We start from the raw sequence: 25033 nt of genomic DNA, 5'->3' as shown, positions 1-25033 counted from the left end.
TTCAAGAAGGTAGAAAACATTACATAGTCCTTTGTTGAGAGTAGGTCAGGCGTGCACGCGGGGGCCGGGCGTGAAGCCGTGCCGGCGTGCGCCGAAAGCGATGCAGAGGGCGATCAACGAGAGTACGAGCACTGCCCACGAGAATGCGCCCGCACCCGATTGATTGAGAAGAAGGCCGCCAACGATCCCGCCCGCGGCGATCGCGCTGTTCCAGACCGTGGTAATCATGGCGTTGGCCAAATCGACGCCATCGCCAGCCGCATCAGCCGACGCCGTCTGAAGTTGCGTCGCAGCGCCCCCGAACGACAGGCCCCACACGAGAATACCGGCGATCACCACCGCGGGAACCGTAGCGAAGAGGGCGAAGGCCAGCGCTACGCCTGCGAAAGCAATCAAGCTGACCAGCACCAGGCGGCGCAACATGTGATCGACCAGCAGCCCCGTCACCCAGATACCGGCAAGTGCCGCACCGCCGAACGTAAGCAGCAGCAGATCAACCCGTCCATGGAGGCCCGACAGGACGGAAAATGGCGCGACATAGGTGTAGAGGATATTGTGTGCGGTCATCCAGGCGAAGATTGTTGCGAGGATCGGACGAATGCCGGGTGTAGCGAAGACGGCGCTGATCGACAGCCGCCGGTGCGCCGACTGGCCTGCGAAGTCGGGCACCGCCCACAGCACCCAGCCAATCAGCAGGACAGTCGTTCCCGACGTTGCAAAGAACGCCGCACGCCAGCCCACAGTCGCACCGAGAAAGGCCCCCGCCGGTACGCCGAGCGACAGTGCGATCGGCGTCCCGACCATGGCGATCGCCAGCGCCTTGCCCTTGAGCCGGCCCACCACCATCCGGCGCGCATAGCCGGCCAGGATGCCCCAGGCGAGGCCGGCCGCTACGCCGGCAAGGAAACGCACGACCAGCGTCAGCCAGTAATTGCCGGACATGGCGGTGATGGTGTTGAAGATGAGGAAGCCGATGATCGCCGCCAACAGTGTCGGCTTGCGCCGCCAGCCTTGCGTCCAGGCGGTCAACGGTATCGCGGCGATGAGCGATCCCGCCGCATAGGCGGTGACGGTCTGCCCAGCCAGAGCTTCGGAAACGCCGAGCCCCTCCGAGATACGCGGCAACAAGCCAGCCGGTAGGGTTTCCGTCAGGATGGCGGTGAAGCCAGTCATGGCGAGTGCCAAAAGCGCAGAGATCGGCAGCTGGTCGCGCTCGCCTTCCTCGCGCGCGGGTATTGGATCTGTCATTACGCGCCCTACTTATGGATTGAACAGTCCATAAGTAGGGCGCGCCCGAACTGGTTGTCAATGACTTGTGGATCAACTAATTCAGAATTAGCAAAGGAGCTTGATATGGCCCGTACCGGACGCCCGCGCGGCTTTGATCGTGACGAAGCGGTTACCCAGGCAATGCACCTGTTTTGGGAGCATGGCTTCGAAGGCGTGTCGCTGGAGCAGCTTCGCCGGTCGATGGGCGGTATCTCGTCGGCGAGCTTCTATGCCGCGTTCGGCTCCAAGGAGGCTTTGTATCGCACTGCACTAGACAATTATCTCGCCACACATGGCACGGTCATGTTGGCATTACGCGATCAAAGCCTGACCCCACGTCAGCGGATCGAGCAAGCGTTGCGCCGCTCGGCGGAGATGCAGACCGATCCTACGCATCCGACCGGCTGCATGGTCGCGCTTTCGAGTATCATCTGCTCCGAAGGTGGAGCGTCGGTTCAGGCACTGACGAGCGCCGAGCGAGAGGCGAACCGCAAGGCGATCCTAGCCTGTGTCGATACTGCGATTGCGGATGGTACGCTGCGTCGTGAGACAAACTCGGCCGGATTGGCCACCTTGTTCGAAGGGCTTTTGGTCGGTTTGTCCATTCAGGCCCGAGATGGCGTTTCGACCAAAGACCTCGATGCCGGTGTCACACAGGCTCTGAGCGCTTGGGATGCGAACATTCTGCGAGCTTAACGAGCTTGCACTACGGCATCCCAGTAAGATCAAATCAGCCAATCGCGGAGACGACAACTCCGGGATTGGCTGGTGACGCGCTACCGTTAATCTGTGTCCGAATAATGCACAGAGGCCTTCATGGCGGTGAAGCGTCATGGTCGCCCCGAGGAGGTTGCCGCGATGGTGGCTTGGCTCGCCAGTCCTGAAACGGCGTTCGTCAGCGGGGCCATGCACACGATCGACGGTGCGATGGGGGCCTGAAGGCGGATCGGCTTGGAAGCTCCTTTCCTGCGCGCCGATCCTCGACATCCCCGGGCGGGCAGAGGCGGCCGGATCAGCCCTCCGATCCCTGGGCTATCGCAGGAAGGCGCCTGCCGCCTTCCTGCGATAGCCCGTCATGCCGGTTCTGACGATTGGCCGCTCGGAGAGCACAAATTACGGCTACAGCGATGCTCGCCGGCTCGAAGCATGCGCAGATAATCACTCGCCCGATCCCGTTTGCGGTCAGTCGTAGCCGTCGGACGAACTCACGGCGCTACGACACCTTGCGCGAGATGATCTGACACGGTGGAAATGAACGCCCGCAGGCGCTGGAGGCGCCGCAGGTCGCGGTGATATCCCATCCAGATCTCGCGCGACGGCGGTTCATCCGGGAGATCGAGCTTGCGGATGCCGGGAATCCGGCTGCCCACAACCTGAGGAAGCACCGCGATGCCGACACCCTCGCGGCACATCCTACCCTGCACGTTGCGGTTGTTGGATCGTAGGATGAGCCGTGCATTTGGAAAGCTTTCGATCAGCCAGGCTATATCGGGGAACTGGCCCGTCGAGGTATCGTGCGTGATCAGCCGAAATCCCGCTCCATCGCCAAACCGCGGCTCCGGCGCTCCATCGGCGACGTAGACGCCGTAATCGAGCCGAAACAACCGGCGCTGCACGAGATCAGCGGTGTCGAACGGCACGATCCTGAAGGCCACGTCGGCCTCGCGCTGAGCGAGATTGAACAGCCGGGTCCCGGTCAGAACCTCGACGTCGACCTCCGGATAGGTCTTGGTATAGTCGGCGATGATCGGCGGCAGGAAATAGGCGCCGAACCAGTCGGCCGAGGCGATCCGCAAGCTGCCTTTGAGAGTCTGCTCTCGACCATCAAGGCGGCGCTGCATGGTAAGTGCGCCCTCCTCCATCTGCTCGGCCAGCGCGACGATCCCGTCACCTTCCTCCGTCAGTACAAAGCCATCCGCGGTCCGCTGGAAAAGCGTGTGACCGATCGCCTGCTCGAACGCACGGAGCCTGCGTCCGACAGTGGGATGGCTGCTCCCGAGCGCACGCGCCGCGCCACCGAGCGTGCCCGTCCGGGCGATGGCGAGAAAGATCCTGACGTCACTCCATTCCATATCGCACAACTCAGCACCCACAAAACTGAACAGCAAAGGTGCGATAGTGGCAGTTATTGATCAAATTCAACCGCCTAAATTGTCGTTACGCGGAAACCGTTCTCGGCATCCAAGCAGAAGGAGTCAGTCAGATGGAGGTAGGCCTCATCGGTCTCGGAAGCATGGGCACCGCCATGGCCCTGAACCTCGTGAAGGTCGGCCATCAGGTCCGGGCCTGGAACCGCAGCGAACTCGCAAGCGACGCCGTTCCCGGCGCAACGCTCGTCGCTTTGGCCGCAGACGCGTTCCAGGCGGACGTGGTCTTGACCATGCTGTCCGACGATGCCGCGATCCGCGAGGTCATCCTCGACGGCGGCCTTCTTGCCAGCGCGCGACCCGGGCTGGTCCACGTCGTCGCGTCGACGATTTCGGTGGCGTTCGGACGCGAACTCGCGACGCTGCACGAGGAAGCAGGCCTAGGCTATGTCTCCGCCCCGGTTCTCGGTCGCCCAACCGTCGCCGCGAGCGGCCAGCTCAACATCCTCGCGGCCGGCAAGTCGCATGCCGTCGAGACCGTGGAACCGATCCTGGCGCAGCTGGCCGAGAAGGTCTGGAAGTTGGGAGACGATCCCGCCCGGGCGAACGTGGCCAAGCTCGCGTGCAACATGATGATCGGCATGGCGATCGAGGCGCTGGCCGAGGGGGTCGAGCTGACCGAAGGCGTTGGGCTCGACCGCGCCGACTTCTTCGAGCTCATCCTCGCCACGCTGTTCGCCGGTCGCGCCTACGAGAGCTACAGCGCGCAGATCACCGAGCAGTCCTTCGAGCCGGGCTTCAAAGCCAGGCTCGCGCTCAAGGACATGCGCCTCGCGACCGAGGCGGGCAAAGATCTCGGTCGTCCCCTGCCTCTGCTCGATACCGTGCGCGAACGCTTGGATCGGGCCGTGTCGCTGGGGCTCGGCGACAAGGACTGGTCGATTATGGCCGATGCCACCGTCCGCGCAACCGACAGCACCGCGGCGGCACACAATCAAACGGAGAAGACATCATGAGGACCTGGCTGATCACGGGGTGTTCGAGCGGCTTCGGCCAGCGTCTTGCACTAGCTGCAGCGCAGCGCGGCGATCAGGTCGTCGCGACCGCACGGAACGTCGCCGACATAGAGGCGCTGGCTGCCCCTTTCGGCGGTCGCATGATCACTGTGCCACTCGACGTGACGGACACGTCAACCGCTAGGGCGGCGGTGGCGAGCGCCGAAGAGGCGTTTGGCGGGCTGGACGTGCTAGTCAACAATGCGGGCTACGGGCTGTTCGGTGCGATCGAGGAGGGGGCGCCCGGGGAATACCGTCCGATGTTCGAGGTCAACGTATTCGGCCTAATCGAAACGACCAGAGCCGCGCTGCCGATCCTGCGCAGGAATGGCGGCGTCATCGTCAACATGTCGTCAGGCGCCGGCATCGCGGGTGGAGCGGGTGGCGGATACTACAACGCAGCAAAATTCGCAGTCGAAGGCCTTTCAGAGGCGCTCGCGGGCGAGCTGGCGCCGTTCGGCATCCGCGTGGTGATCGTCGAGCCGGGCCCGTTCCGCACCGACTTCCTTGGCCGTTCGATCATCATGGCTGCGAACGAGATGCCCGAATACGCCCCCACCTCGCGCAAGCCCTACCGTGAACGTTCGGACGGCAAGCAGGCCGGCGACCCCGACAAGGCAGTCGCCGTGATCCTGCGCGCGGTGGACGACGAGAACAGCCCGCTCCACCTTCCGCTCGGCCCGGTCGCGCACGACATCGCGGAGCGCAAATTGGCCGCCTTCCGCCACGACATCGACGCTTGGCGCGCCGTCTCGATCGCGACGGACTTCAACCCGTCATGATCCTACGCGCCTGATCCACCTCCAACTCAACGATCGCGGGAGTGCGCTCATGATCGCAGCATTGAACGGTTTTACCCAGCAGCTGGTGCCGGTGAACGGCATCAGGATCAACGCCGTCTCGGGGGGGTCGGGGCCGCCGATCCTCCTGCTTCACGGCTGGCCGGAAACCTGGTGGGAATGGCACGGCGTCATGCCGCTGCTGGCAGAGCAGTTCAGCGTCGTCGCGATCGACCTGCGCGGCGCCGGCTTCTCCGACTGTCCGCAGGGCGGCTACGACAAGGCGACAATGGCACGCGACGCGCACGAGGTCATGCGTGCGCTCGGGCATGAGCGTTATGCAGTGTGCGGCCACGACATCGGCGGAATGGTCGCCCTGCCGCAAGCCGCCCTTTTCCGGGAGGCTGTAACCCACCTCGCGGTCCTCGACGTTCCGCTGCCCGGTTGGAGTGAATGGGAGGCGACGACCGCTAGGCTCTGGCACTTCGGCTTCCACATGAACCGCGACCTGCCCGAGCGCCTGATCCACGGTCGGGAATACGACTACATCTCGACCTTCATGGCAGAGCGCTTCCACGATCACAGTTCCTTCGATCCGGCAAACATCGAGATCTACGCCAGGGCGATGTCGCTGCCCGGCCGCACGCGCGGCGGCATGGAATGGTATCGCACCCTCAGGGACGACCATGCGGCCGCTTTGACATACAAGAAGCAGCCGCTGGCAATCCCGGTCCTCGGTCTGGGCGGAGATCAGCGGTTCGGGGCGCAAATGGTGCCAATGCTGCAGGAGTTCGCCGCAAACGTGACCGGCGGATCGCTCCCGCTCTGCAGTCATTACGTCGCGGACGAACGCCCAGATGAAGTCGCCGCAGCGCTGATCGACTTCGTAAAATCACACTGAAGCAGAAGGGAAATCGTTATGACCACACCCGCAATCCGCGGCGTCAACCACATCGGCATCGTGGTGCCGGACATCGAAGCGGCGAAATCGTTTCTCGTTGAGGCGTTCGGCGGCCAGGTCATCTACCAGTCGTTCGGCCCGCAGGATGCCCCGCGACAGGGGGCCGAGTTCGAGCGGGCCGTTGGCGCTTTCCCCGGAACTGTGGTCCGCGGCCAGGCCATGGTCAAGATCGGCACCGGTCCGGACATCGAGCTGTTCGAGATGCATGGCCCCGAACAGGCGCAGCCAGTCCGGGCGAGCGACTTCGGCATCACGCACTTCGGAATCTACACCGACGACATCGACGCATCGGTGAAGCGCTTCGAGAAGGCGGGCGGAACCCCGCTTACGGCGCCGCGGGAAATCCCCTACGCGACCGAGAAGGGCGAGGGAAACAAGGTCTGCTACTGCCGTATGCCGTGGGGTACGACGATTGAGTTCTTCACGACGCCGACGCGCATGGCCTACCACGATCAGACTGCGCTGCGCAGGTGGCAGGATGAAGACTAAGCAGTGCCGGCCACGGCAGCTATCGCCAAACACCGTCGCATCTGTACTGTGGCTTCAACAATGTGTCGGCGCATCGCCATTATGCGCGCGTTAGCGATGATGAGACTTCTATGACCGATCGGATCAGCATCATCCCGCCATCGATGCAGAACATCGTAGACCGCGCCGGCTACGTTCCAGCCGTACAAGCGGCCGGCTTCGTCTTCTGTGCCGGACAGGTAGGTCGAGATAGCAACCTGTCCGTCATCACGGACCCGGAGCAGCAATTTCACGCGTGCTGGGATAACGTGGATCTCGTATTGGCGGCGGCCGGCTGTACGTTCGACGACGTGGTCGAAATGACAACATTCCACGTCGACCTAGCGCAGAACATCGATCTTTTCCGAAAGGTCAAAGACCTTCGCTTTCCTCGCGGAAGGTGCGCTTGGACATGCATTGGGGTTTCCGACCTCGCCGTGGACGGGCTTCTTGTCGAAATCAAGTGTATTGCGATGAATCCCGTATCTGGATAGCAGCATCATTTGACGGGAGCCGATGCGGAGTTGATCGCGACCTTCGCTCCAGGCCGCGCCACGGCATACATTTTGCTCGTCATGTCCTTCCACAGTGCATTGCGATCACCGTCCTTGGCATAGACCATGGAGACGGCGTGGGTCGCGCCGGGCACGTAACGGAACTCGGCCTTGCCGCCGACCTTGCGGAACGCCGCATCGAGCCGGTGCACCGGACCATCCAGATAGTAGGAGTCCTCGGCGCCGACGACCACGTGTACCTTGCCGTCGAGAGCTCGCGCCAGTCGCGGCCACTCCGCCTCGATCCGGTGCGCGATGTCATATCGATCGCGCCAATAGGCAGCGACCGCGGGATCGATCGCTCCCGTATTCCGGTCGAACAACACCGTCGGCTTGCCGTCGCGACCGCGTGGCGAGAAGGTCCACTCGAAGGAACGGAGCTGCCCTCCGTCATGACCGAGCACACGCTCGAGCCTTGCAGCCTCCTCGATCGTGCCGATGACCTTGCCGTGATCGCGCTCTAGCGGACGCGGCGTGCCGTTGACGGATCGATACAGATTCGAAGCTGGGGCGTAGAGATCGACACCGAGGAAGTCGTGGAAGTCGACCGGATCGGGCGACGTCGCCCAACTGCCACCGAACAGCTCCGGATGACGAACGATCGTCCAAAGTGCGAACCATCCGCCAGAGCTGTGTCCCGTGAGGAAGCGTCCGGACGGCCGGGCATCCATGCGGTACCTAGCCTCCAGCGCGGGTATCACCTCGCCGACCAGCGCCTCGCCCCACGGCCCGTTGTTCGCGCTGTCCGCGAACTCGCTCGTCCCGCTCGGCGAGGAGAAGTCGAGCGCGACCCAGATCATCGGCGGGAGCGCGCCGGTTTCCATCAGATGCCACTGCTTGGACAACTGCTGCCCGTCCGACCGGTGCGTCGCGCCGAAGCCACCGGCGGTGTATATTGTCGGATAGGTCACCCGCGCCTGCGGATCGTAGCCTGGCGGCGTCAGCACCCAGGCGCGTATGGCCTGCGCCTTTCCTTTGAAACGTGTCAGCGATGGCGAGGCGATGCGCTCCTCGTGCAGATGTGGGCGCGACGCTGCAATCTGCTCCGCCGCTACCGGCGGAAGCCCGGCGGTGTCGAACTGATCCGGCTGAGGCGGCACAACGTGATCGAGCGGGATGATGGGCGGTGTAGCGAGCGGGAAAGTGATGGTGACCACCTTGGAAACAAGATCGCCCGCTCCGCGACCGGAATAGTTGTAGTCACCGTTGCGATCGAACACCGCCTGAACGCGATAGGTGCCCGCCGGAAGGGCCGCGAAGCTCTCGGGGTAGCCGAGGGCGCTGGTGTCGACGGCGACCGAACGCTTGGTGCCGACATCCCGCACATCCACCCCGGTGACCGACACCGACTTGGCGTTACGCCCCAGATCGACGGATTCCGTATGCTCGTTCTCGGCCGTCGCGGGCTCCGCGAAGATCAGCAACCGGTCGCTCGCCTTTGCTGCGGATGCGGCCGGTAAGGTGACGACGATGCTGGCTGCCGGCTCGGCAGCGCCGAGCAGAAGCCAGGCTGCGCCAAGCATAAGGGTGGCACGCACCGCGTCGGTCGCGGCTCGATGGCGATGTTGGAATTCAGTCATCGGTCTGTTGCCTCTGTCGATGCCCGATGGATGTCGGCCAGTGCGTAGTCGAGCGCCGCGGCCGCGTGCAGCGCGGTCGTGTCAAAGACCGGCACCGGGCTGTCCTCCGAACCGATCAGCAGCATGATCTCGGTACAGCCGAGGATCACCGCCTGGGCTCCGTCGTCGACCAGGCGAGCGATCACCGCCCGATAGGCGTCACGCGAGGAGGATTCGATACGTCCTGCGACCAACTCTTCATAGATGATCCGATGAACGGTCGCCCGGTCCTCAGCGTTCGGGATCACGACATCGAGACCGTATCGTTCGCGCAGCCGGCCCTTGTAGAAGTCCTGCTCCATCGTGAACGCCGTCCCGAGCAGGCCCACTTTGCGAAACCCGCTTTCGACGAGTCGTTCCGCCGTGGGATCGGCGATGTGGAGCAGCGGTATACTGATTTCGCGCTGCACCTCGTCCGCCATTCGGTGCATGGTGTTGGTGCAGATCACCAGCAGGTCAGCTCCGGCCGCCTCCAGCCGCTGCGCCGCATCTGCAAGTCGTTCAGCCAAGATACTCCACTCGCCCGCATGCTGCAGTGCCTCGATTTCGGCAAAGTCGAACGACCAAAGCAGACAACGCGCCGAGGCAGTCGACCCCAGACGTTTGCGCGCCTCCTGGTTGATGATGCGATAGTACTCCGCCGAGCTTTCCCAGCTCATTCCGCCGATCAGACCGATCATACGCATGGTCGTTCTCCGTTTTCTGCTCTCGAGGCCAGATAGCATGGACTGGACCAGCTCCAATAAAACCGGGTGATCCATGCCGCTGCCTCCTCGCGGCGAGGGTTGCCAAAGCTCAATAGACACTTGACCATCTACCGTCTAGTAGGTAGGCAACATGGGTTGGTGTGCGGGGTAGGCCCGTCACCGCAAGTCCCAAAAGGATATCCCCATGTCGAAAAACCATCTGGTGCGTGCCGTCATCTCGGCCGTCACCGCGCTCTTTGCCGTTTCCGGCACGAATCTCGCAGCTCAGAACTCCGGCCGAGCGAACGTCCGCGGCAGCGTGATCAGCGCGACGGCCACCTCCCTCAAGGTCAGGTCGCGCGAGGGCAAGGTCGTCGACGTCGCGCTGGCGGACGGCTGGAAGATCAGCAGCCTCGCCCGTTCGTCGGTCGCGGCGATCAAGCCGGGCGATTTCGTCGGCATCGCTTCCATGAAGAACGCCAAGGGCGACCGGGCGCTGGAGGTCCTGATCTTCCCGCCGGCGCTGAAGGGCCTCGGCGAGGGCAGCTACGGCTGGGATCTCAAGCCGCAGAGCTCGATGACCAACGCCTCCGTCACCAGCAAAGTGAAGGGCGTGAACGGCCAGACGGTCAACCTCTCCTACAACGGCGGTCAAAAGACGATCACCATCCCGCCGTCCGCGCCCGTGGTCTCGTTCGCCAGCGCCACGCCGGCCGACCTGAAGCCTGGCGCCAAGGTGTTCATCGGGGCGGAGAGCGCAGGCGGCAAGCTCGTCGCGCATCAGGTCGTCGTCGGCAAGAACGGCGTCGTTCCGCCGATGTGAGGTGACGGCGCCGGCGCCTCCCCCCTCGCCGGCGCCCCATCCCCTGTTTTTTTAAGGGCCCGCGATGTCCGACCAAGAACCTGCCGCACCAGGCGACGCTTCCCCGCGTCGAGTGCTCACCCACCGTCATGGCGTAGTGACGCGCGTCACCCACTGGATCAACGTCCTCTGCCTGACGGTGCTGCTGTTCAGCGGACTGCAGATCCTGAACGCCTATCCGTCGCTGCACTGGGGCCAAATCGGCGCCGATGCCGACCCCTACGTCGCCCGGATAGATGCCTCCGGGGATGGCGACCATCCGCGCGGCGTGCTCCACCTGGGCCGACGCCGTATGGATACGACCGGCGTTCTCGGCGTGTCTCGCCAGGATGGCGAGCCGGTCACGCGCGGCTTCCCGTCCTGGATCACCCTGCCCTCCGGTCAGGACCTCGCCACCGGGCGGCGCTGGCACTTCTTCTTCGCCTGGCTGTTCGTGGCCAACGGTCTCGTCTACCTCGGCACTGCGCTGGCGCTCGGCCACTTCCGACGCGACCTGCTGCCCTCCCGCAGTGAGGTGCGGCCGCGCCATCTCTGGCACGAGATGCTCGACCATGCCCGTCTACGCTTTCCCAAAGGCGAGGCGGCGCGCCGCTACAACGCTCTTCAGAAGCTCACCTATCTCGCGGTCATAGTCGGACTCCTGCCGACCATGCTGCTCACCGGACTAACCATGTCGCCGGGGTTCGACGCTGCCGCACCGTTCCTGCTCGACCTCTTCGGCGGCCGCGCGTCCGCGCGCACCCTCCATTTTGCGACCGCGTCGCTGCTGGTCCTGTTCGTGATCGTCCACGTGCTCATGGTCGTGCTGTCGGGGCCCATCAACAACATGCGCTCGATGATCACGGGTCGATACGTCATCAAGCTGGGAGACACCGAATGACCAGTGACCTTTCTCGTCGCCGGCTGCTGACCGGCGGGCTGATGGGCCTCAGCGCCGCGGCGCTGACGGGCTGCGACGGCCTCGCCGGCAACGCCTCGGTGAATGACGTCCTTGCCAAGGCGGAAGGTCTGACCCGGCGTGCGCAGCGACTGGCGATCGGCGGCTCGCTCGCGCGCGAATACGGTGTCGCCGATCTGTCGCCGGTGTTCCGGGTCAACGGCACATCGCAGCCGGACGGCGAGGAGTATGCGGAACTGCAGGAGAACGGCTTCGCCGGCTGGCGGCTGAAGGTCGACGGTCTCGTCCATCGTCCGATAGCGCTGTCGATGGACGAGCTGCGGCGGTTGCCCGCGCGCACCCAGATCACCCGTCACGATTGCGTGGAAGGATGGAGCGGCATCGCTCAATGGACGGGCGTGCCGCTCGGGCTGGTCTTGCGCGCAGCCGGGCTCAGAACCAACGCGCGCTTCGCGGTGTTCCACTGCTACGACGAGCTCGAGCAGACCTTCGACGGCAGCGGGCGCTACTATGGCAGCATCGACCTGATCGACGCCTTCCACCCGCAGACAATCCTCGCCTACGGTATGAACGGGCACCCGCTGGAGGTCGGACACGGGGCTCCGCTCCGCCTTCGGGTCGAACGTCAGCTCGGCTACAAGCAGACCAAATACATTCGGCGGATCGAACTGGTCGACAGTTTCGCCCATCTCGGCGGTGGGAAGGGCGGCTATTGGGAAGACCGCGGCTACGAATGGTATGCGGGGATATAGCGGCGAGACGACGGGAACACGGGCGGCCGCCGGCACGGTCAAGGATCAGTGCTGCCCCCAGACGACGGCCACGAACCACTGCAAGCCGTCGCAGCGACCCGCCGCCACCCTTCGGCTCCCCCACCCCTGATTTCCACGTCCTAACGAAGCAGCAGTTCCGAACGAGAAGGAAGACGACATGACGACAAACGAGCAGATCATTCGTGAAGTCTATGCCGCAGCCGAGGGCACGTCCCTCAACGCGGACAGGTTCGCCACCCTGTTCCATGACGATGGCTATTTCCTCGATCAGGGCTCCGGCATGCGATGGACGGGCGACCAGGTTCGTCAGCCCATCCAGGGCATCGCGAGCGCCTTTCCCGACATGCACCGCGAACTGCTATCGTTCTATGAGGTCGGCGATGCCGTGATCGTCGAGCTTCGGCTGCAAGGCACCCATCTCGGCGACCTCCGCACCGCGAAGGGGGTGGTGCCTCCGACGGGCGAGACCTTCGACATACCGTGCTGCGACGTCTTTCACCTTCGCGACGAGAAGGTGGTCTCCTTCCACTGCTACAACGAGATACCCGCGTGGTTTATGAGCCTGGCAAGCCGCTGACCATGTCAGGATCTGAGGTTTCGAAGAACCGTCCGATGACACGGCTGGCGTTTGCAATAATCATGGAAGGATACCGATGAGCTCGATCGGAATCGTCGGAGCGGGTCAACTTGGCGGCGTCCTCGCCAGGCGCTTGACCGCACTCGGCTACGAGGTGTCAGTCGCCAACTCGCGAGGGCCGAGTAGCTTGCGTGACTTCGCCGTTGCGAGCGGCGCGAAGGCCGTGGAGATCAGCGAATTGGCAGCCGAGGCGCGGCTGCTGATCCTCGCCATCCCGTTAGGTGCGATACCGCGTCTACCGAAGGATCTGGTCGCTTCGTGGAGACACGGCCAAACCATTGTGGATGCCGGCAATTACATCCCGCTTCGCGACGGCCCGATCCTGCAGATCGATGAGGGCATGCCGGAGTCCGTCTGGGTGGCGCAGCAGCTGGGTCTCCCGGTCGTCAAGGCGTTCAACAGCATCTCCGACCTCAGCCTGGAGCATGGTGGTCGGCCCGCCGGAGCGCTCAACAGAATCGCACTGCCCGTCGCCGGTGACGACCCGCAGACCCGTGCCGCCGTCATGAAGCTCGTCGAGGAACTGGGTTTCGACGCCCTGGATGCCGGATCACTGGCGAACTCCTGGCGCCAGCAGATCGGACAGCGGGCATACTGCACGGACGGGACACGCGATCAACTCGCCGCCTTGTTAGCGCGCGCTAGAGCGGACAGCGTGAAGCCAAAGCGGGACGTGGCGATGAAGCTGATGTCCAGACTACCGCCGCACTTCCCAAAGACCACACTACTTAGTGGCGCTCGGTTCATGGCTGGTTTGGACCGCAGTAAACCTGCGAACTGGCTGGCGGTGCTACGCCTCGCATCGGTGATGATGCGACCTTCCCGGTAGGTTCGTTCCATCGCGGACGTCCCGCCGCTGTCGAGCGGCGGGACGTCCGCGTATTTGAAACCTTAGACCCGTACGCGCTCGATCAGCGACTCGACAATGGCGGCGAAGCGCGTCGGATCATCGAACGCCCGGGCGACAAGCATCGCGCCGTAGACCGCCGCCATGAAGTTCTCGGTCTCCGCCCGCGGCGACTGCTCTAGCCGCATAGAACCCTGCTCCACGCCAAGCACCAGCACATCCTCCAGCCACTCCGCCAAGTCGGTGAAATGCCCGCGTACCGACACGGCGATCTGCTGCGGCAGGCTAGGCAACTCCGCCGCCAATACACCCGCCAGACAGAACGGAGCGCTCTGGTCCACGATGCAGCGCTCCCAATATTCAATGTACATGCGCAGCTGATCCATCGCGACAGGCGTCGTCTCCCGAGCAGCGGCGATCTGCGTACGGATCGCCGCACGTCCCCGCTCGACTACGGCGACGACCAGATCGACCTTGGAGGGGAAATGATGATGGATGCTGGGCTTTCGGATGCTGTAGCGCTCCGCAAGATCGGCATAGCTGAACCCGTTATAGCCACCCAGCATGATCAGCTGCTTGGCGCCAACGACCAGCTTTTCCGCCGTACCACTTAACGCCGTCATCTGCCTACCTCCTAATAGGGAGGATATAGGTTGTTCATCGAGAAGTGCCTATCGCACGCGGAGCAACGCTGCCTTTTTCTCAAAAAAAAAGGCAAATTGTTCGGAAATCCGCACGGCACAGACCTGTTGACTCCCATCAGCCTACCTACTAGTAGGGTGAAAGTCACGGAGAAATGCCATGTCAATCCAAACTGTCGATCACCGGTCCACCATGTTCAGGCAGCCCTCTACGAGCCAATGGCTCAAGGGCTACTACTACACACGCTTCGCTTTTTCCGCCGTGTGGGTCGTCGCGGCGTTTGCCGTGGCCAAGAACACGCCACCGCTCGCTGCCGTCATGCTCGTGGCGTATCCGGCATGGGACGCAATCGCGAACTACGTTGATGCGAGCCGCAGCGGAGGCATTGGGCGCAACAAGAGCCAGCTTTTGAACTTCATTGTCAGCATCGTCACCACGATTGCCGTCGTCGTCGCACTTGGCCAGAGCAACGCCGCGGTCCTCAAGGTGTTTGGCGTTTGGGCCGCCTTCGCCGGGCTGTTTCAGCTTGCGACCGCAATCGGCCGCTGGAGAACGACGGGCGCGCAATGGGCCATGGGGCTTAGCGGCGCGCAGTCGATCCTGGCCGGTGGCTTCATGCTGAAGATGGCGGCCGGCGCCGAGCCCGTCGGTATCGCCAACATTGCACCATATGCGGCGTTCGGCGCCTTCTACTTCCTCGTTTCGGCGGTGTGGCTGACGGTGAGCGACGCCCGCCGCGGTGCGCGTAGCGCTGCCGCCTGACGCTGGGACCGCCCTTCAACCCGCTCGCCATAGGACTTGCCCGCGCGGCGAGCGTGTTCGTCTACCTTCTTTAGGAGCCTGATCATGTCCATCGACGTCAAATACCGCACCACTGCCATCTCCACCGGAGGCCGCGAGGGCCGCACCCGCACCGAGGACGGAAGCATTGAGCTAAAGCTCTCCACGCCTAAGGAGTTGGGTGGCGCAGGTGGCGCGGGAACCAATCCCGAGCAGCTGTTCGCCGCAGGTTACTCGGCCTGCTTTCTTAGCGCGATCAAGGGGGTTTCTAAGAAGCTCCAGCTCCGGTTGCCGGAAGACGCCTCCGTTGCCGCAACTGTCGGGATCGGCATGCGGTCGGAGGGCGGCTTCGGTCTTGAGGTTGAACTGTCAGTGAGCCTGCCCGGCCTAAACGAGGCGGACGCGCAGCGTTTGATGGAGGCTGCGCACGGCGTCTGTCCTTATTCCAACGCCACCCGCAACAACGTCGACGTCCGGCTGACGCTCGCATGACCGGGTCGGGCCTGCGCCGCGCAGGCCCGACCCGCCACGGGCGAACCAATGCTAGAAAGACTTGAACATTATGCGCAGCTTCGATGCGATTATTATCGGCGCCGGCCAGGCCGGTCCGTCGCTCGCCGGACGGCTCAACGACGTCGGCATGACGGTCGCCCTGATTGAACGGCACTTGGTCGGCGGCACCTGCGTCAACACCGGGTGCAAGCCCACCAAGACCCTTATCGCCAGTGCGCAGGCCATTCGAACTGCAAGGCGTGGCGACGACTACGGCTTCACCGTCCCATCGGCACCCGTCGTCGACATGGAGGCGGTCGCGGCCCGTGCAAACAAGGTCATCGTCGACTCGCGAACCGGCAACGAGAACTGGCTCGCGGGCATGGAAAACGTCGAGCTGATCCGCGGACACGCGCGTTTCACGGCGTCACGGGTAGTCGAGGTTGGCGGCGAGGAGATCACCGCACCGCGCATCTTCATCAACGTCGGGGGGCGCGCCGTCATCCCCGACATGCCGGGCATCAACGACGTGCCCATCCTCACCAACACTGACATGGTCGCGCTGGACGTACTGCCGCGACATCTCGTGATCGTCGGCGGTAGCTACATCGGCTTGGAGTTCGCGCAAATGTACCGGCGCTTCGGCGCGCAGGTGACAATAGTCGAACGCCTGGATCGGCTCATCGGACGGGAGGACTTGGACGTGTCCGTCACCGTGCGCGAAATACTGGAAACCGAGGGCGTTTCCGTCCGGACCGGCGCGGACTGCATCGGCTTCGAGGCGCAAGGCGACGAGATTGCCGTGCAGATGAGCTGCAACGCCGCTTCCGAGCCGATCCTCGCCACGCATGTGCTGATGGCCACGGGCCGGCGGCCGAACACCGACGATCTTGGTCTGGAGCAGGCGGGGATTGAAACCGATGCGCGCGGCTACATCATGGTCGATGATCGCTTGGAGACGGGCGTGTCAGGCGTTTTCGCGCTGGGCGATTGCAACGGGCGCGGCGCCTTCACCCATACCGCCTACAACGACTTCGAGATCATTGCCGCCAACCTCCTCGACGGGGAGGACCGCCGAGTCAGCCAGCGCTTGCCGGGCTACGCCCTCTACATCGATCCGCCGCTCGGGCGCATAGGGATGACCGATGCCGAGGCCGCAGCGAGTGGGCGCAGGCTGCTCCACGCCAAGCGACCGATGACGCGCGTCGGCCGCGCCGTGGAGAAAGGCGAGACGCAAGGCTTCATGAAAATCGTCGCCGATGCCGACACGCGCCGCATCCTCGGCGCGGCGATCCTCGGCACGGCCGGCGACGAGGCAATCCATGGTATTCTCGACATGATGAACGCCGATCAACCGATCGACACGCTGCGTTGGGCGGTGCCGATACACCCGACCGTCTCCGAGCTCATACCTACGGTCATTCAAGATCTGGTACCGTCGCGGACGCCAGCCGTCACCGATCCTGGCCGATGATGTTGGCGAAGATCGAAGGCGAGGCCTTCACTGCTTGAAGGTGCTGGTTCGCTCCGGGTGCACAGTCCGAGCCAGCATGCCCAGCTGCTCCTGCTCAAGAAGGTCGTTTCATAAGCGTAACTTTCTTCTGACATCGGCAATCGGAACGTCGTCAATCCACATGTCATCAGTCCGGACATGTCGAACCCCGAGTCTCGTCACCGTCGCCCGAAACGAACCCCCTTCCGCTCACCCCATCTAAATTGACAGCCTACCATCCAGAAGGTAGTTAGGACTGATAGAACGAGGTCTGATCATGGTCGACGGCATCGGCGTTACGACGCCTTCCAGTAAAGCGAACGCTTCGACAGCGAGTGTATCGCAAGTTACGACCCCTGACTTTCTTCAGCTGCTGCTTGCGCAATTCAAGTATCAGGATCCCTTTGTGCCGCAGGATCCGACGAAGTCGGTCGGCGAACTTGCAGGGTTGGCTCAGCTTTCAACGCTACAGGATATCAGCGCTACGCTGCAGCAACTCGCAAATCGCAGCGGCGGAATCGACGTTGGCAGCTGGGTCGGGCGAACCGCGTTGGTGGAAACAGGAACGGCAGTAGCGATGAAGACTGGTTCCTATGCGGGTCAAATTCGAACGGCGAGCGACGCCGATGTCGATGTCAGCTTTTTCGGTTCCGACGGCCAGCTTCTCGAAACGCTGCACGTTCCGGCTCCGGTAGCAGCGGGCCAATCCTTCTCCTGGGACACTTCGGACAGAGACGGCATGCCGGTGACCGTCGTCGCCTCTTCCGCAGCGAAGCCGATTGCGATTGCTCTCTGGCTTCCGATCACCGGTGCTACACGACCCGGCGCGGGCGATCAGGCGGTGGAAACGCCGGTTGGCCACTTCGCGCCTGGAGCTGTGCTTGCGCTGGGATGACAAGCCAAGCGATCCACCGTCGTTGTTGCGGTTGAAAGAGATCGCCGTTCGCATCGCCTGCAGCAGCGCCAGCCGTTTCGCCAGCTTGTGCGTCGTTGAGCTATTTCTCCGGCTTGGCAAGATCCAAACCTCCTGTCGATCGCCTGAACATAAATGATAATATTCTCCCTTCTCCTCGCGTCGCAGGTTGTCCCGCTCCCACCACCCGACCCGTATCAGCCCCGTCCTGGAGCCGAGGCGTTGGCGTTGGCGTTCGATGCGGAACGAGGCGGCCTGCAGCAGCATATGGCCATAGAGACGTGGCTCAATCGCCATCCCGAAGCTCCGGAGGCGGAACGCGTCATGCTCGCGCAGCGTCTATGCGCCGGCTACGGCGTGCTCGCCGAAGGGGCGCGATGGGCAGCAGCCTGCGGGCGCCTCGCAACGATCACGGGCGCGTCCGACGACGCCGCCATTGCCAACGCCTTCCGACACGAACCGAAATCGACGACGACGGGCTCGGCAACCGTCCCAATAGCACGAAACACCGTCGGACTCCTTACGGTAGAGGTCGCCACGGGGGACGCGACGTCGTCTTGGATCGTCGACACAGGCGCCGAGTTAACGACGGTCCCAGAGAGCACCGCCACCAAACTGAGCGTGCGCATGGTGGAAGGAAGCGCGACGATCGCCACGTCCACACCGATCCAAGTTGCTGGCCGATTGGGCGTCATCGACACGCTTTCCATCGGGTCTGCTCGAGTACGACATGTCCCAGTCCTTGTCCTTCCCGATGCCATGCTCCGCCTTCCGGACGGTAGTGTCATGCCGGGGATCCTCGGTCTGCCGGTACTCGCCGCATTTCGCCAGGTCGCCTGGCTGGACCGTGGATCGACCCTTTGCCTGGGAGCGAATGCTTGTGCTCCCGCGACCGCGCGCGTTGCAAAGTCCTTCCCGATGTACTGGGCCGGTGGGAGCATAGGCGCGCCGGTCACGCTAGGCTCCGTCCAGCGCCCTGCGCAGCTCGATACCGGATCCAACGCGGTCGAGCTGTCGGAAGCCGGCTTCAAAGAGCTCGGCGTGTCCCAGGTCGCATCCGCGTCCGAGCGATCTGGGCGCCTCGGAGGAGCGGGCGGTATCCTGCACGTAAAATCGCTTACCTTGCCGACGCTCGACTTCGAACTGGCCGGCGCGCCAGTGCGCGGCACCGACGTTTCGGTGAACCGGCAGCGCAGTGGCGTAGGGCGGATTGGTGGCGTCGTCATCAATCAGCTCGACCTGCTGTCACTCGACTTCGACAGGATGATCATCGCGGCCGTGGCGGCGTTGCGGGAGTGATCCGGCAATGTTTCAGCGGAGCAGAGGATCACTCCCCCAGTTCTTCTTGAAGCCGACGTGCTCCGCGGGCCTGCGCAAGCGCCAGCCCGATGCCATTGCTGCTTATCTGAGGCTATAGGATAAGGATAGCAGACCCGTAGGCGTCGTCCGGCGCCGTACTAGCGGGCTATCCGCCGCATCGCCCAGCAGCGTGGTGGCGCCGCCCGTGACGCTCAGACCAATGCGATCGGTCAGACGGTAGCTCGCGGTAAGCGTCTCCGAAACGTCCTTGAAGCCGGCACCGGCCGAAAAACGCGCTAGCCCCGATGCCAGCGCTTCGCGATCATTGATGCCGAAATATCGGTCGTTGTACTTGGCATTCGCCCATGTGGTGCCCAGCGTCGGCGTCAAGCTCAGGCGCGGCGTGATCGGAACCGGATAGCTGACGCTCGCATCTACCAACACACCCTTGGTCTGTCCCGCGAGCCCCTTGGTTACACCCAGATTGCCGAGGAACCCACCTGATCGTATTGCCCCGAACAGACGAACGCCCACGCCATCGGAAAGCCTGTCGACGCCTATCGGCACGTCGCGCCGACGGTAGCCCTGCAGGTAAACTGCCCCAGCCCCAATCGTTAGATGCTGCATCTCAATCGGGACGACACCGATGCCGTTGCGAAGATTGGCAAATAACCATCCCTGCTGCACGTCAATCGCAGGTACGGGGAGGACACGATAGTCCTTGGAACCTTGCAGCACCGGTACCGCCGCAGCTCCTATCCCGATGACGACGTGATTGCGCCTGCTCGCATCGTCGGGTGTTTCAGTCGCCATCGACACAGCCGTCTGCACTTGGGCAAGAGCGGGAGCCGGCAAGGCAAGAATTCCGACGGCGACGGATGCCGAGCTCCATATGTGGACGAAATCACCAGCTTTCATAAACGCTCCATCAGTCGGCCCGCGGCCGCTACAGCAAACCTATCGCTGCCTACCTACTGGTTGGTAGTTAGTCAATTAGCTTTTGGGCGGGGAGCTCGCGTTGGAACGAAGGGCTAATAGGCCACGACCGGCGACTCGCCTTCGCGCTCAATTGAAAGGCGGCAGCAGAAGGTACTCATCACAGCCTGAGTTTGGGCCCGGATGCGCGTGTCGCGATCAATCTACCTACCGTTTCAAGAGAGAAGGTTTGTGCTGAGTTGCATTAAACTGATCCCATCGAGCCTAACTCTGATTTCGAGATTGCCTCGAGGCATGCTGCACAAGCGCTCTGAAATTCTTCGTGATGACGCTGCGGTCGTCGATCCGCGTGGCCAAAGCAATACGAGCGACCGGAGCGATCCCCTTAATCGGTAGATAGGACACTCCCGTCACAGCCGCAGCGGCCACTCGTTCTGGAACAATCGAAACGCCGATCTCGGCAGCTACGAGGTTTGAGATGGATGGTATTTGGGGAGCGACCTGTTCGACCCTGGGCTCGAAACCGGCTTCCCGACAGCTCTCGATGATCTCGTCGTAAAAGGCCGATCCAAGCGCTCGAGAGAATAGGACCATAGGCTCACCTTCGAGTTCCCGAAGTTCCACGGCATAGCGCCCTGCAAGCCGGTGCTCGCTAGACACCGCGACCATCATACTTTCTGATGGGAGCGATAGAATATTAACATTAGCGGGCGGCTCTTTGCCAGGCCGGATAAACGCTGCGTCGAGCCGTTGATGAAGCAGCCTGTCGAGCAGGAAGCTACTGTTCAGCTCGTCAAGTGCGAGCTCGACGTCTGGGTAGGCCCGTCGGAACTTACGAAGCGACTCCGGTACAACTTCGTTAAAGGTCGTTGAGCCGGTGTAGCCGACCCGGAGCCGACCAACTTCACCACGGCCGCCACGCTGCGCCATTCCCACTGCGCGCTCGACCTGTTCAAACACAGCGGGCACTTCGGCCAGAAACGCTATTCCCGCCTCCGTCAGCTCCGCGCCCTTGGGGACTCGCCGAAACAGCGATACCCCCATCTCCCTCTCCAGGTCATGAATCTGCGAACTCAGGGGAGGCTGCGCCATGTTCAGGCGCTCCGCCGCGCGGCGAAAATTCAGTTCCTCGGCAACTGCCAAGAAGTACCGAAGGTGACGAAGGTCCATAGTCATCCGATACATCAAACGTATCAAGTTTGATAGCTGATATATTGGAAGTGTCGCTGGCGGCTCGCTAATTGAACCTCCGCACAGTCAATGCGGAGACAATCAATGGCATCGACGCCACCTGACACGGTTGTTGGAATGTGGGTCACGGCGGATGGCTATATCCGTCAGGAACTTCTCCCGAACGGCCGGTACGACGAAGCCAGAGGCAACAAGGCGAGCGCTTACCAAGGCCGTTATGAGGTCGAGGGTTCGCACATCAACTATTGGGATGACACAGGCTTTGAAGCCGACGGTGAGTTCGTCAACGGCGTTCTCCATCATGTCGGCATGAAGTTCTTTCGAGAGCCCACCGCAAACTGATCGTTTCCAAAGATATCTGACGCTTTCTTACCACCCATGACAAACCAGAAAGAGGTATATCATGATTACGGTTTATAATCCGGCTGACAACTCGGTTGTTGGCGAAGCTCCCGAAATGTCCTTCGATGAGGTCAAGGCAGCTATCGATCGGACCTGCGATGCGTTCCCGGCATGGTCGCGCCGGCTTGCCAAGGAGCGTAGCGAGCTGCTTCGTGCCTGGTTTGAGCTGGTCCGGGCAGACAAGCGCGCATTCGCCGAAGTGATGGTTCAGGAGAATGGCAAGTGCATCTCCGAAGCCATGGGCGAGATCGACTACGGTCTCGGCTTCATCGAGTGGTACGCCGAGGAAGCGAAGCGTGTTTACGGCGACACCATTCCGACCCACGCTGCTGGCGCGTCCGTGCTGGTTATCAAGCAGGCGGTTGGACCGACGGCAGCAATTACGCCGTGGAACTTCCCGTTCATGATGATCTGCCGCAAGATCGCCACAGCACTGGCAGCTGGCTGCACCATGATCATCAAGCCGTCGGAGCTGACGCCGCTCACCGCCTACAAGCTCCTGGAATATGGCCGGAAGGCCGGCATCCCCGAGGGCGTATTCGAGATGGTGACCGGCAACCCTAAGGAAATCGGCGAGCTGTTCACCGGCGACGAGCGCATCCGCAAAATTTCGTTCACGGGATCGACAGGAGTAGGCAAGCTGCTGGCAAGCGCCAGCGGCGCTACGCTCACCAAGATGACGCTCGAGCTAGGCGGCAACGCACCCTTCATCGTCTTCGACGACGCCGATTTCGAGGAAGCCGTTGCCGGCGCCGTCGCAGCTAAGCTGCGCAACTCGGGCCAGGTCTGCATCTCGCCCAATCGCTTCTACGTGCACGATGCGATCTACGATCGTTTCGTTGAAGCGTTCGCGGAACGGGTTGCCAAGATCGAGGTCGGCAACGGCATGCGCGAGGACTTCGTGGTCGGCCCTCTGATCAACCAGGCCGGCTTCGATAAGGTCGCGGCGCTGGTCGACGATGCTCGCGCCCACGGTGCCCGTGTCGTTGTCGGCGGCAAGCAGCACGAGCTTGGCGGCTTGTTCTACGAACCGACGATCTTGGCCGATATCGGTGACGATGCGGCGGTGGCTCAGACCGAAATTTTTGGTCCGGTCATGCCCATCTATCGCTTCCACACCGAGGAGGAGGTGATCGCGCGAGCCAACAACTCCGAGTACGGGCTGGTCGCCTACGCCTTCACCCGCGACCTCGGACGGGCGTTCCGCCTGTCGCAGGAGATCGAGTCGGGCATGGTGATCCTCAACTCGGGTTCGGTCGGCACGGCGTCGGTCCCGTTCGGTGGCGTGAAGCAATCCGGCTATGGCCGCGAAGGCAGCTATTACGGCATCGAGGAATACGTTGAGGTCAAGTACGTCCTGATGGCCGGCCTCACCCGCAAGGCCTGACGGACCGCGCCTTCGGTCCCCTCCCCCCCCACCGCCGGGGGCCGAAGGCGCCCACCTTCTTCAAACCAAGTCGATCCCTCCGACCGCGCTCAGGGCGGCGGTGGGCATGCGGCTGCACGACCCACGGTAGCTCATGACCACCACCTCACTCTCCCGCGCGCAGCTCCTGATCATGGCGGTGACCACCGGTACCACGATTGCGAACATCTACTACGCGCAGGCTATTCTCACCCAAATCGGCGCATCGTTCGGGACCTCGGCCGCCGGCGTCGGCTTCCTCCCGGCGCTCAGCCAGTGGGGCATGGCCTTGGGCATCCTCGCTGTCGTGCCGCTCGGCGATATGCTCGACCGCAAACGCCTCATCGTGGTGTTGGAGCTTGCTCTGGGTGTCGTCCTAATCGCTATGACTGCCACGCGGGACATCCGCACGGCGGGACTTATCAGTCTCCTATTTGGCGTTTGCACGGCCGCAGTTCAGATCGTTGTCCCAATGGCCGCGTCACTTGCCGCGCCGAACGAGCGCGGAAGAGTCGTCGGGCTGGTTTTCACCGGGACTTTGATCGGCATCCTGAGCTCCCGGATCATAAGCGGCCTTCTCGCAGACTGGATCGGCTGGCGGCTCGTCTACGGGATGTCCGGCTGTGCGGCGATCGCGGTCGCCATGTTAGTCCAATTCACGCTGCCATCGCAGCGCGGCGGGCATCGCGACGGCTATGCGACGCTGCTCGTCTCCACAGCTCGACAATTGGGGCGCTTCCCTGAGCTACGCCGCCTGTCGCTTATGGGCGGTCTCGCTTTTGCAGCGTTCTGTTGCTTCTGGACGATACTGACCTTCCAGCTGAGCGGCCCGGCCTTCCACTTTGACAGTGACCGCATCGGTTTGTTCGGCATCGTCGCGATTGGCGGTGCCCTCGCGGCACCGTGGTTTGGCCGGCAAGCTGATAAGAGCAGTCCTCAGCGAGCGCAGTTGCTCACGACAGGATTGCTTTTCGCAGGGTGTCTGGTTGCGGCATTGCTACCAAGCTCGATCGTTGCCTTGGTCGTTGCGACCTTTGTGATCGACGTTGGTGTTCAGGGTACCCAGGTCAACAACCTCGCCCAACTCTACGGGCTCGATGCAAACGCGCACAGCCGGATCAACGCCGCCTTCATGATCGTCTTCTTCATCGGAGGCGCAATAGGGACTGCCTCAGGTACTATGGCTTGGCAGGCTGGCGGATGGCAGGGTGCGGCAGCGGCGCTTTGCAGCTGGTCTCTCGCAGCCTTTCTGGTAACTGTGTATCATGAACGATCGTCCCGGCACTTAACCGCTTCGCATCAAAACAAGGATGCCGGAGCTGGCTTGCCGAAGCCACGGTCATGATGACTCATAAAGGCTCCTATGATCGGATGGTGCTGTTCTCCGACGCGATCTTTGGGGTCCTGATCACCGTTTTAGTTCTTGAGCTCAGACCACCCCTTAGCGCGTCTTTGGCCAGCCTAATCGATCTTTGGCCAACCGCCGTCAGCTACGCGCTGAGTTATCTCTTTGTCGCGACGGTCTGGATCAATCATCACAATCTATTGCGTCACACCCAAACAGTGACGCGCCTCCTCATTTGGGAGAACTTCGCGCATCTATTCTCGACGTCACTCCTGCCTTTCACTACCGCCTGGATGGCGCAGTCACGGATGGCGGCTTGGCCAACCATGCTCTATTCGGCGGCCTTCGTTCTTGTTAACGCAACGTATCTGCTCCTTCAACGCCGCATACTTCGCGATATCGCAGTCCAAGTTGTGACCCGGAGGGAACGAGCGAAGATCGAGCGACTGTCGCAGTTAACCCTGTGCTTGTTCATCCTTGCTACTGCGGTGTCAGCGGCTAGCCCCCTGATGGGCATTGCGATAATCATCGGTTGCATGGCGTTTTATCTGCTGAGAGACGACGCGGTCACGAGGATACCCGAAGCCACCCTCTCGTAACCT

28 protein-coding genes are annotated in these 25033 nt (G+C 62.6%); 21 read left to right on the top strand and 7 right to left on the bottom strand.

Annotation, left to right across the window (positions count from 1 at the left end; genetic code table 11):
• Positions 1–45: 45 nt before the first annotated feature.
• Positions 46–1248, bottom strand: coding sequence for an MFS transporter (locus NF699_02655; GenBank protein USU05621.1), 1203 nt, complete (start codon positions 1246–1248; stop codon positions 46–48).
• A 105-nt stretch (positions 1249–1353) separates the two neighbouring features.
• On the opposite strand from NF699_02655, the gene NF699_02650 reads away from it, so the two are divergent.
• Together NF699_02650 and NF699_02645 are read left to right on the top strand one after the other, a co-directional pair.
• On the top strand, positions 1354–1965 hold the full coding sequence (locus tag NF699_02650) for a TetR/AcrR family transcriptional regulator (GenBank protein ID USU05620.1): 612 nt from the start codon (positions 1354–1356) through the stop codon (positions 1963–1965).
• Positions 1966–2085: 120 nt separating this feature from the next.
• Positions 2086–2208, top strand: a complete 123-nt coding sequence (locus NF699_02645; GenBank protein ID USU05619.1) for an SDR family oxidoreductase — start codon at positions 2086–2088, stop codon at positions 2206–2208.
• A 266-nt stretch (positions 2209–2474) separates the two neighbouring features.
• On the opposite strand, the gene NF699_02640 is transcribed toward NF699_02645, so the two are convergent.
• On the bottom strand, positions 2475–3377 hold the full coding sequence (locus NF699_02640; protein USU05618.1) for a LysR family transcriptional regulator: 903 nt from the start codon (positions 3375–3377) through the stop codon (positions 2475–2477).
• A 95-nt stretch (positions 3378–3472) separates the two neighbouring features.
• Between NF699_02640 and NF699_02635 the strand changes: the two genes are divergently transcribed.
• The 5 genes from NF699_02635 (at position 3473) to NF699_02615 (ending at position 7152) form a co-directional block, all read left to right on the top strand.
• A complete protein-coding gene (locus NF699_02635; GenBank protein ID USU05617.1) occupies positions 3473–4372 on the top strand; it encodes an NAD(P)-dependent oxidoreductase in 900 nt (299 codons plus the stop codon).
• Positions 4369–5193 carry an oxidoreductase gene (locus tag NF699_02630; GenBank protein USU05616.1) on the top strand — a complete coding sequence of 275 codons (825 nt, stop codon included), beginning with the start codon at positions 4369–4371 and terminating at the stop codon, positions 5191–5193. The genes NF699_02635 and NF699_02630 overlap by 4 nt, the downstream gene beginning before the upstream one ends.
• 49 nt (positions 5194–5242) lie before the next feature.
• The gene (locus NF699_02625; protein USU05615.1) at positions 5243–6091 is read left to right on the top strand and encodes an alpha/beta hydrolase; all 849 of its coding nucleotides are present in this window, start codon (positions 5243–5245) and stop codon (positions 6089–6091) included.
• A gap of 18 nt (positions 6092–6109) precedes the next feature.
• A complete protein-coding gene (locus NF699_02620) occupies positions 6110–6640 on the top strand; it encodes a VOC family protein (GenBank protein USU05614.1) in 531 nt (176 codons plus the stop codon).
• A gap of 110 nt (positions 6641–6750) precedes the next feature.
• A complete protein-coding gene (locus tag NF699_02615; protein ID USU05613.1) occupies positions 6751–7152 on the top strand; it encodes a RidA family protein in 402 nt (133 codons plus the stop codon).
• 5 nt (positions 7153–7157) lie between these two features.
• On the opposite strand, the gene NF699_02610 is transcribed toward NF699_02615, so the two are convergent.
• Positions 7158–8792, bottom strand: coding sequence for an alpha/beta hydrolase (locus NF699_02610; protein USU05612.1), 1635 nt, complete (start codon positions 8790–8792; stop codon positions 7158–7160).
• A complete protein-coding gene (locus NF699_02605) occupies positions 8789–9517 on the bottom strand; it encodes an aspartate/glutamate racemase family protein (protein ID USU05611.1) in 729 nt (242 codons plus the stop codon). The genes NF699_02610 and NF699_02605 overlap by 4 nt, the downstream gene beginning before the upstream one ends.
• A 205-nt stretch (positions 9518–9722) precedes the next feature.
• Between NF699_02605 and NF699_02600 the strand changes: the two genes are divergently transcribed.
• The 5 genes from NF699_02600 (at position 9723) to NF699_02580 (ending at position 13516) form a co-directional block, all read left to right on the top strand.
• Entirely contained in the window at positions 9723–10340 is a 618-nt protein-coding gene (locus tag NF699_02600; protein ID USU05610.1) for a hypothetical protein, read from the top strand.
• A 136-nt stretch (positions 10341–10476) separates the two neighbouring features.
• On the top strand, positions 10477–11259 hold the full coding sequence (locus tag NF699_02595) for a cytochrome b/b6 domain-containing protein (GenBank protein ID USU05609.1): 783 nt from the start codon (positions 10477–10479) through the stop codon (positions 11257–11259).
• On the top strand, positions 11256–12029 hold the full coding sequence (locus NF699_02590; protein ID USU05608.1) for a molybdopterin-binding protein: 774 nt from the start codon (positions 11256–11258) through the stop codon (positions 12027–12029). Before NF699_02595 ends, NF699_02590 begins: the two co-directional genes overlap by 4 nt.
• A 178-nt stretch (positions 12030–12207) precedes the next feature.
• Positions 12208–12627: a nuclear transport factor 2 family protein gene (locus NF699_02585; GenBank protein USU05607.1), complete on the top strand. Its 420-nt coding sequence runs from the start codon at positions 12208–12210 to the stop codon at positions 12625–12627.
• 76 nt (positions 12628–12703) lie between these two features.
• Positions 12704–13516 (top strand): NAD(P)-binding domain-containing protein, encoded by an 813-nt coding sequence (locus tag NF699_02580; protein USU05606.1) that lies wholly within the window; start codon positions 12704–12706, stop codon positions 13514–13516.
• Between the two features lie 62 nt (positions 13517–13578).
• Here NF699_02580 and NF699_02575 read toward each other — a convergent pair whose 3' ends face one another.
• Positions 13579–14157 (bottom strand): TetR/AcrR family transcriptional regulator, encoded by a 579-nt coding sequence (locus NF699_02575; GenBank protein ID USU05605.1) that lies wholly within the window; start codon positions 14155–14157, stop codon positions 13579–13581.
• Between the two features lie 178 nt (positions 14158–14335).
• On the opposite strand from NF699_02575, the gene NF699_02570 reads away from it, so the two are divergent.
• The 5 genes from NF699_02570 to NF699_02550 all read left to right on the top strand — a co-directional run bounded on the left by NF699_02570 (position 14336) and on the right by NF699_02550 (position 19152).
• Positions 14336–14938: a DUF308 domain-containing protein gene (locus NF699_02570; GenBank protein USU05604.1), complete on the top strand. Its 603-nt coding sequence runs from the start codon at positions 14336–14338 to the stop codon at positions 14936–14938.
• An 84-nt stretch (positions 14939–15022) separates the two neighbouring features.
• A complete protein-coding gene (locus NF699_02565) occupies positions 15023–15448 on the top strand; it encodes an organic hydroperoxide resistance protein (protein ID USU05603.1) in 426 nt (141 codons plus the stop codon).
• A gap of 67 nt (positions 15449–15515) precedes the next feature.
• Entirely contained in the window at positions 15516–16922 is a 1407-nt protein-coding gene (locus NF699_02560; GenBank protein USU06967.1) for an FAD-containing oxidoreductase, read from the top strand.
• Positions 16923–17217: 295 nt separating this feature from the next.
• Positions 17218–17835: a hypothetical protein gene (locus NF699_02555; GenBank protein USU05602.1), complete on the top strand. Its 618-nt coding sequence runs from the start codon at positions 17218–17220 to the stop codon at positions 17833–17835.
• A gap of 246 nt (positions 17836–18081) precedes the next feature.
• Entirely contained in the window at positions 18082–19152 is a 1071-nt protein-coding gene (locus tag NF699_02550; protein ID USU05601.1) for a retropepsin-like domain-containing protein, read from the top strand.
• A 102-nt stretch (positions 19153–19254) separates the two neighbouring features.
• Here the strand turns inward: NF699_02550 and NF699_02545 are convergent, their stop codons facing one another.
• Together NF699_02545 and NF699_02540 are read right to left on the bottom strand one after the other, a co-directional pair.
• Positions 19255–20070, bottom strand: a complete 816-nt coding sequence (locus NF699_02545; protein USU05600.1) for a MipA/OmpV family protein — start codon at positions 20068–20070, stop codon at positions 19255–19257.
• 282 nt (positions 20071–20352) lie between these two features.
• A complete protein-coding gene (locus tag NF699_02540; protein USU05599.1) occupies positions 20353–21258 on the bottom strand; it encodes a LysR family transcriptional regulator in 906 nt (301 codons plus the stop codon).
• A gap of 105 nt (positions 21259–21363) precedes the next feature.
• On the opposite strand from NF699_02540, the gene NF699_02535 reads away from it, so the two are divergent.
• From NF699_02535 to NF699_02520, 4 genes are all read left to right on the top strand, one after another.
• The gene (locus NF699_02535) at positions 21364–21621 is read left to right on the top strand and encodes an Atu4866 domain-containing protein (GenBank protein ID USU05598.1); all 258 of its coding nucleotides are present in this window, start codon (positions 21364–21366) and stop codon (positions 21619–21621) included.
• Positions 21622–21682: 61 nt separating this feature from the next.
• The gene (locus tag NF699_02530; protein ID USU05597.1) at positions 21683–23068 is read left to right on the top strand and encodes an NAD-dependent succinate-semialdehyde dehydrogenase; all 1386 of its coding nucleotides are present in this window, start codon (positions 21683–21685) and stop codon (positions 23066–23068) included.
• Positions 23069–23201: 133 nt separating this feature from the next.
• On the top strand, positions 23202–24431 hold the full coding sequence (locus tag NF699_02525; GenBank protein USU05596.1) for an MFS transporter: 1230 nt from the start codon (positions 23202–23204) through the stop codon (positions 24429–24431).
• Positions 24428–25030, top strand: coding sequence for a TMEM175 family protein (locus NF699_02520; protein USU05595.1), 603 nt, complete (start codon positions 24428–24430; stop codon positions 25028–25030). Before NF699_02525 ends, NF699_02520 begins: the two co-directional genes overlap by 4 nt.
• Positions 25031–25033: the final 3 nt, after the last annotated feature.

It is taken from the genome of Sphingomonadaceae bacterium OTU29LAMAA1, from assembly GCA_024072375.1.
Taxonomy (GTDB): Bacteria; Pseudomonadota; Alphaproteobacteria; order Sphingomonadales; family Sphingomonadaceae; genus Sphingomonas.
Note: the sequence above shows the minus strand (reverse complement) of the source record. Positions and strands in the feature narration are given on the sequence as shown.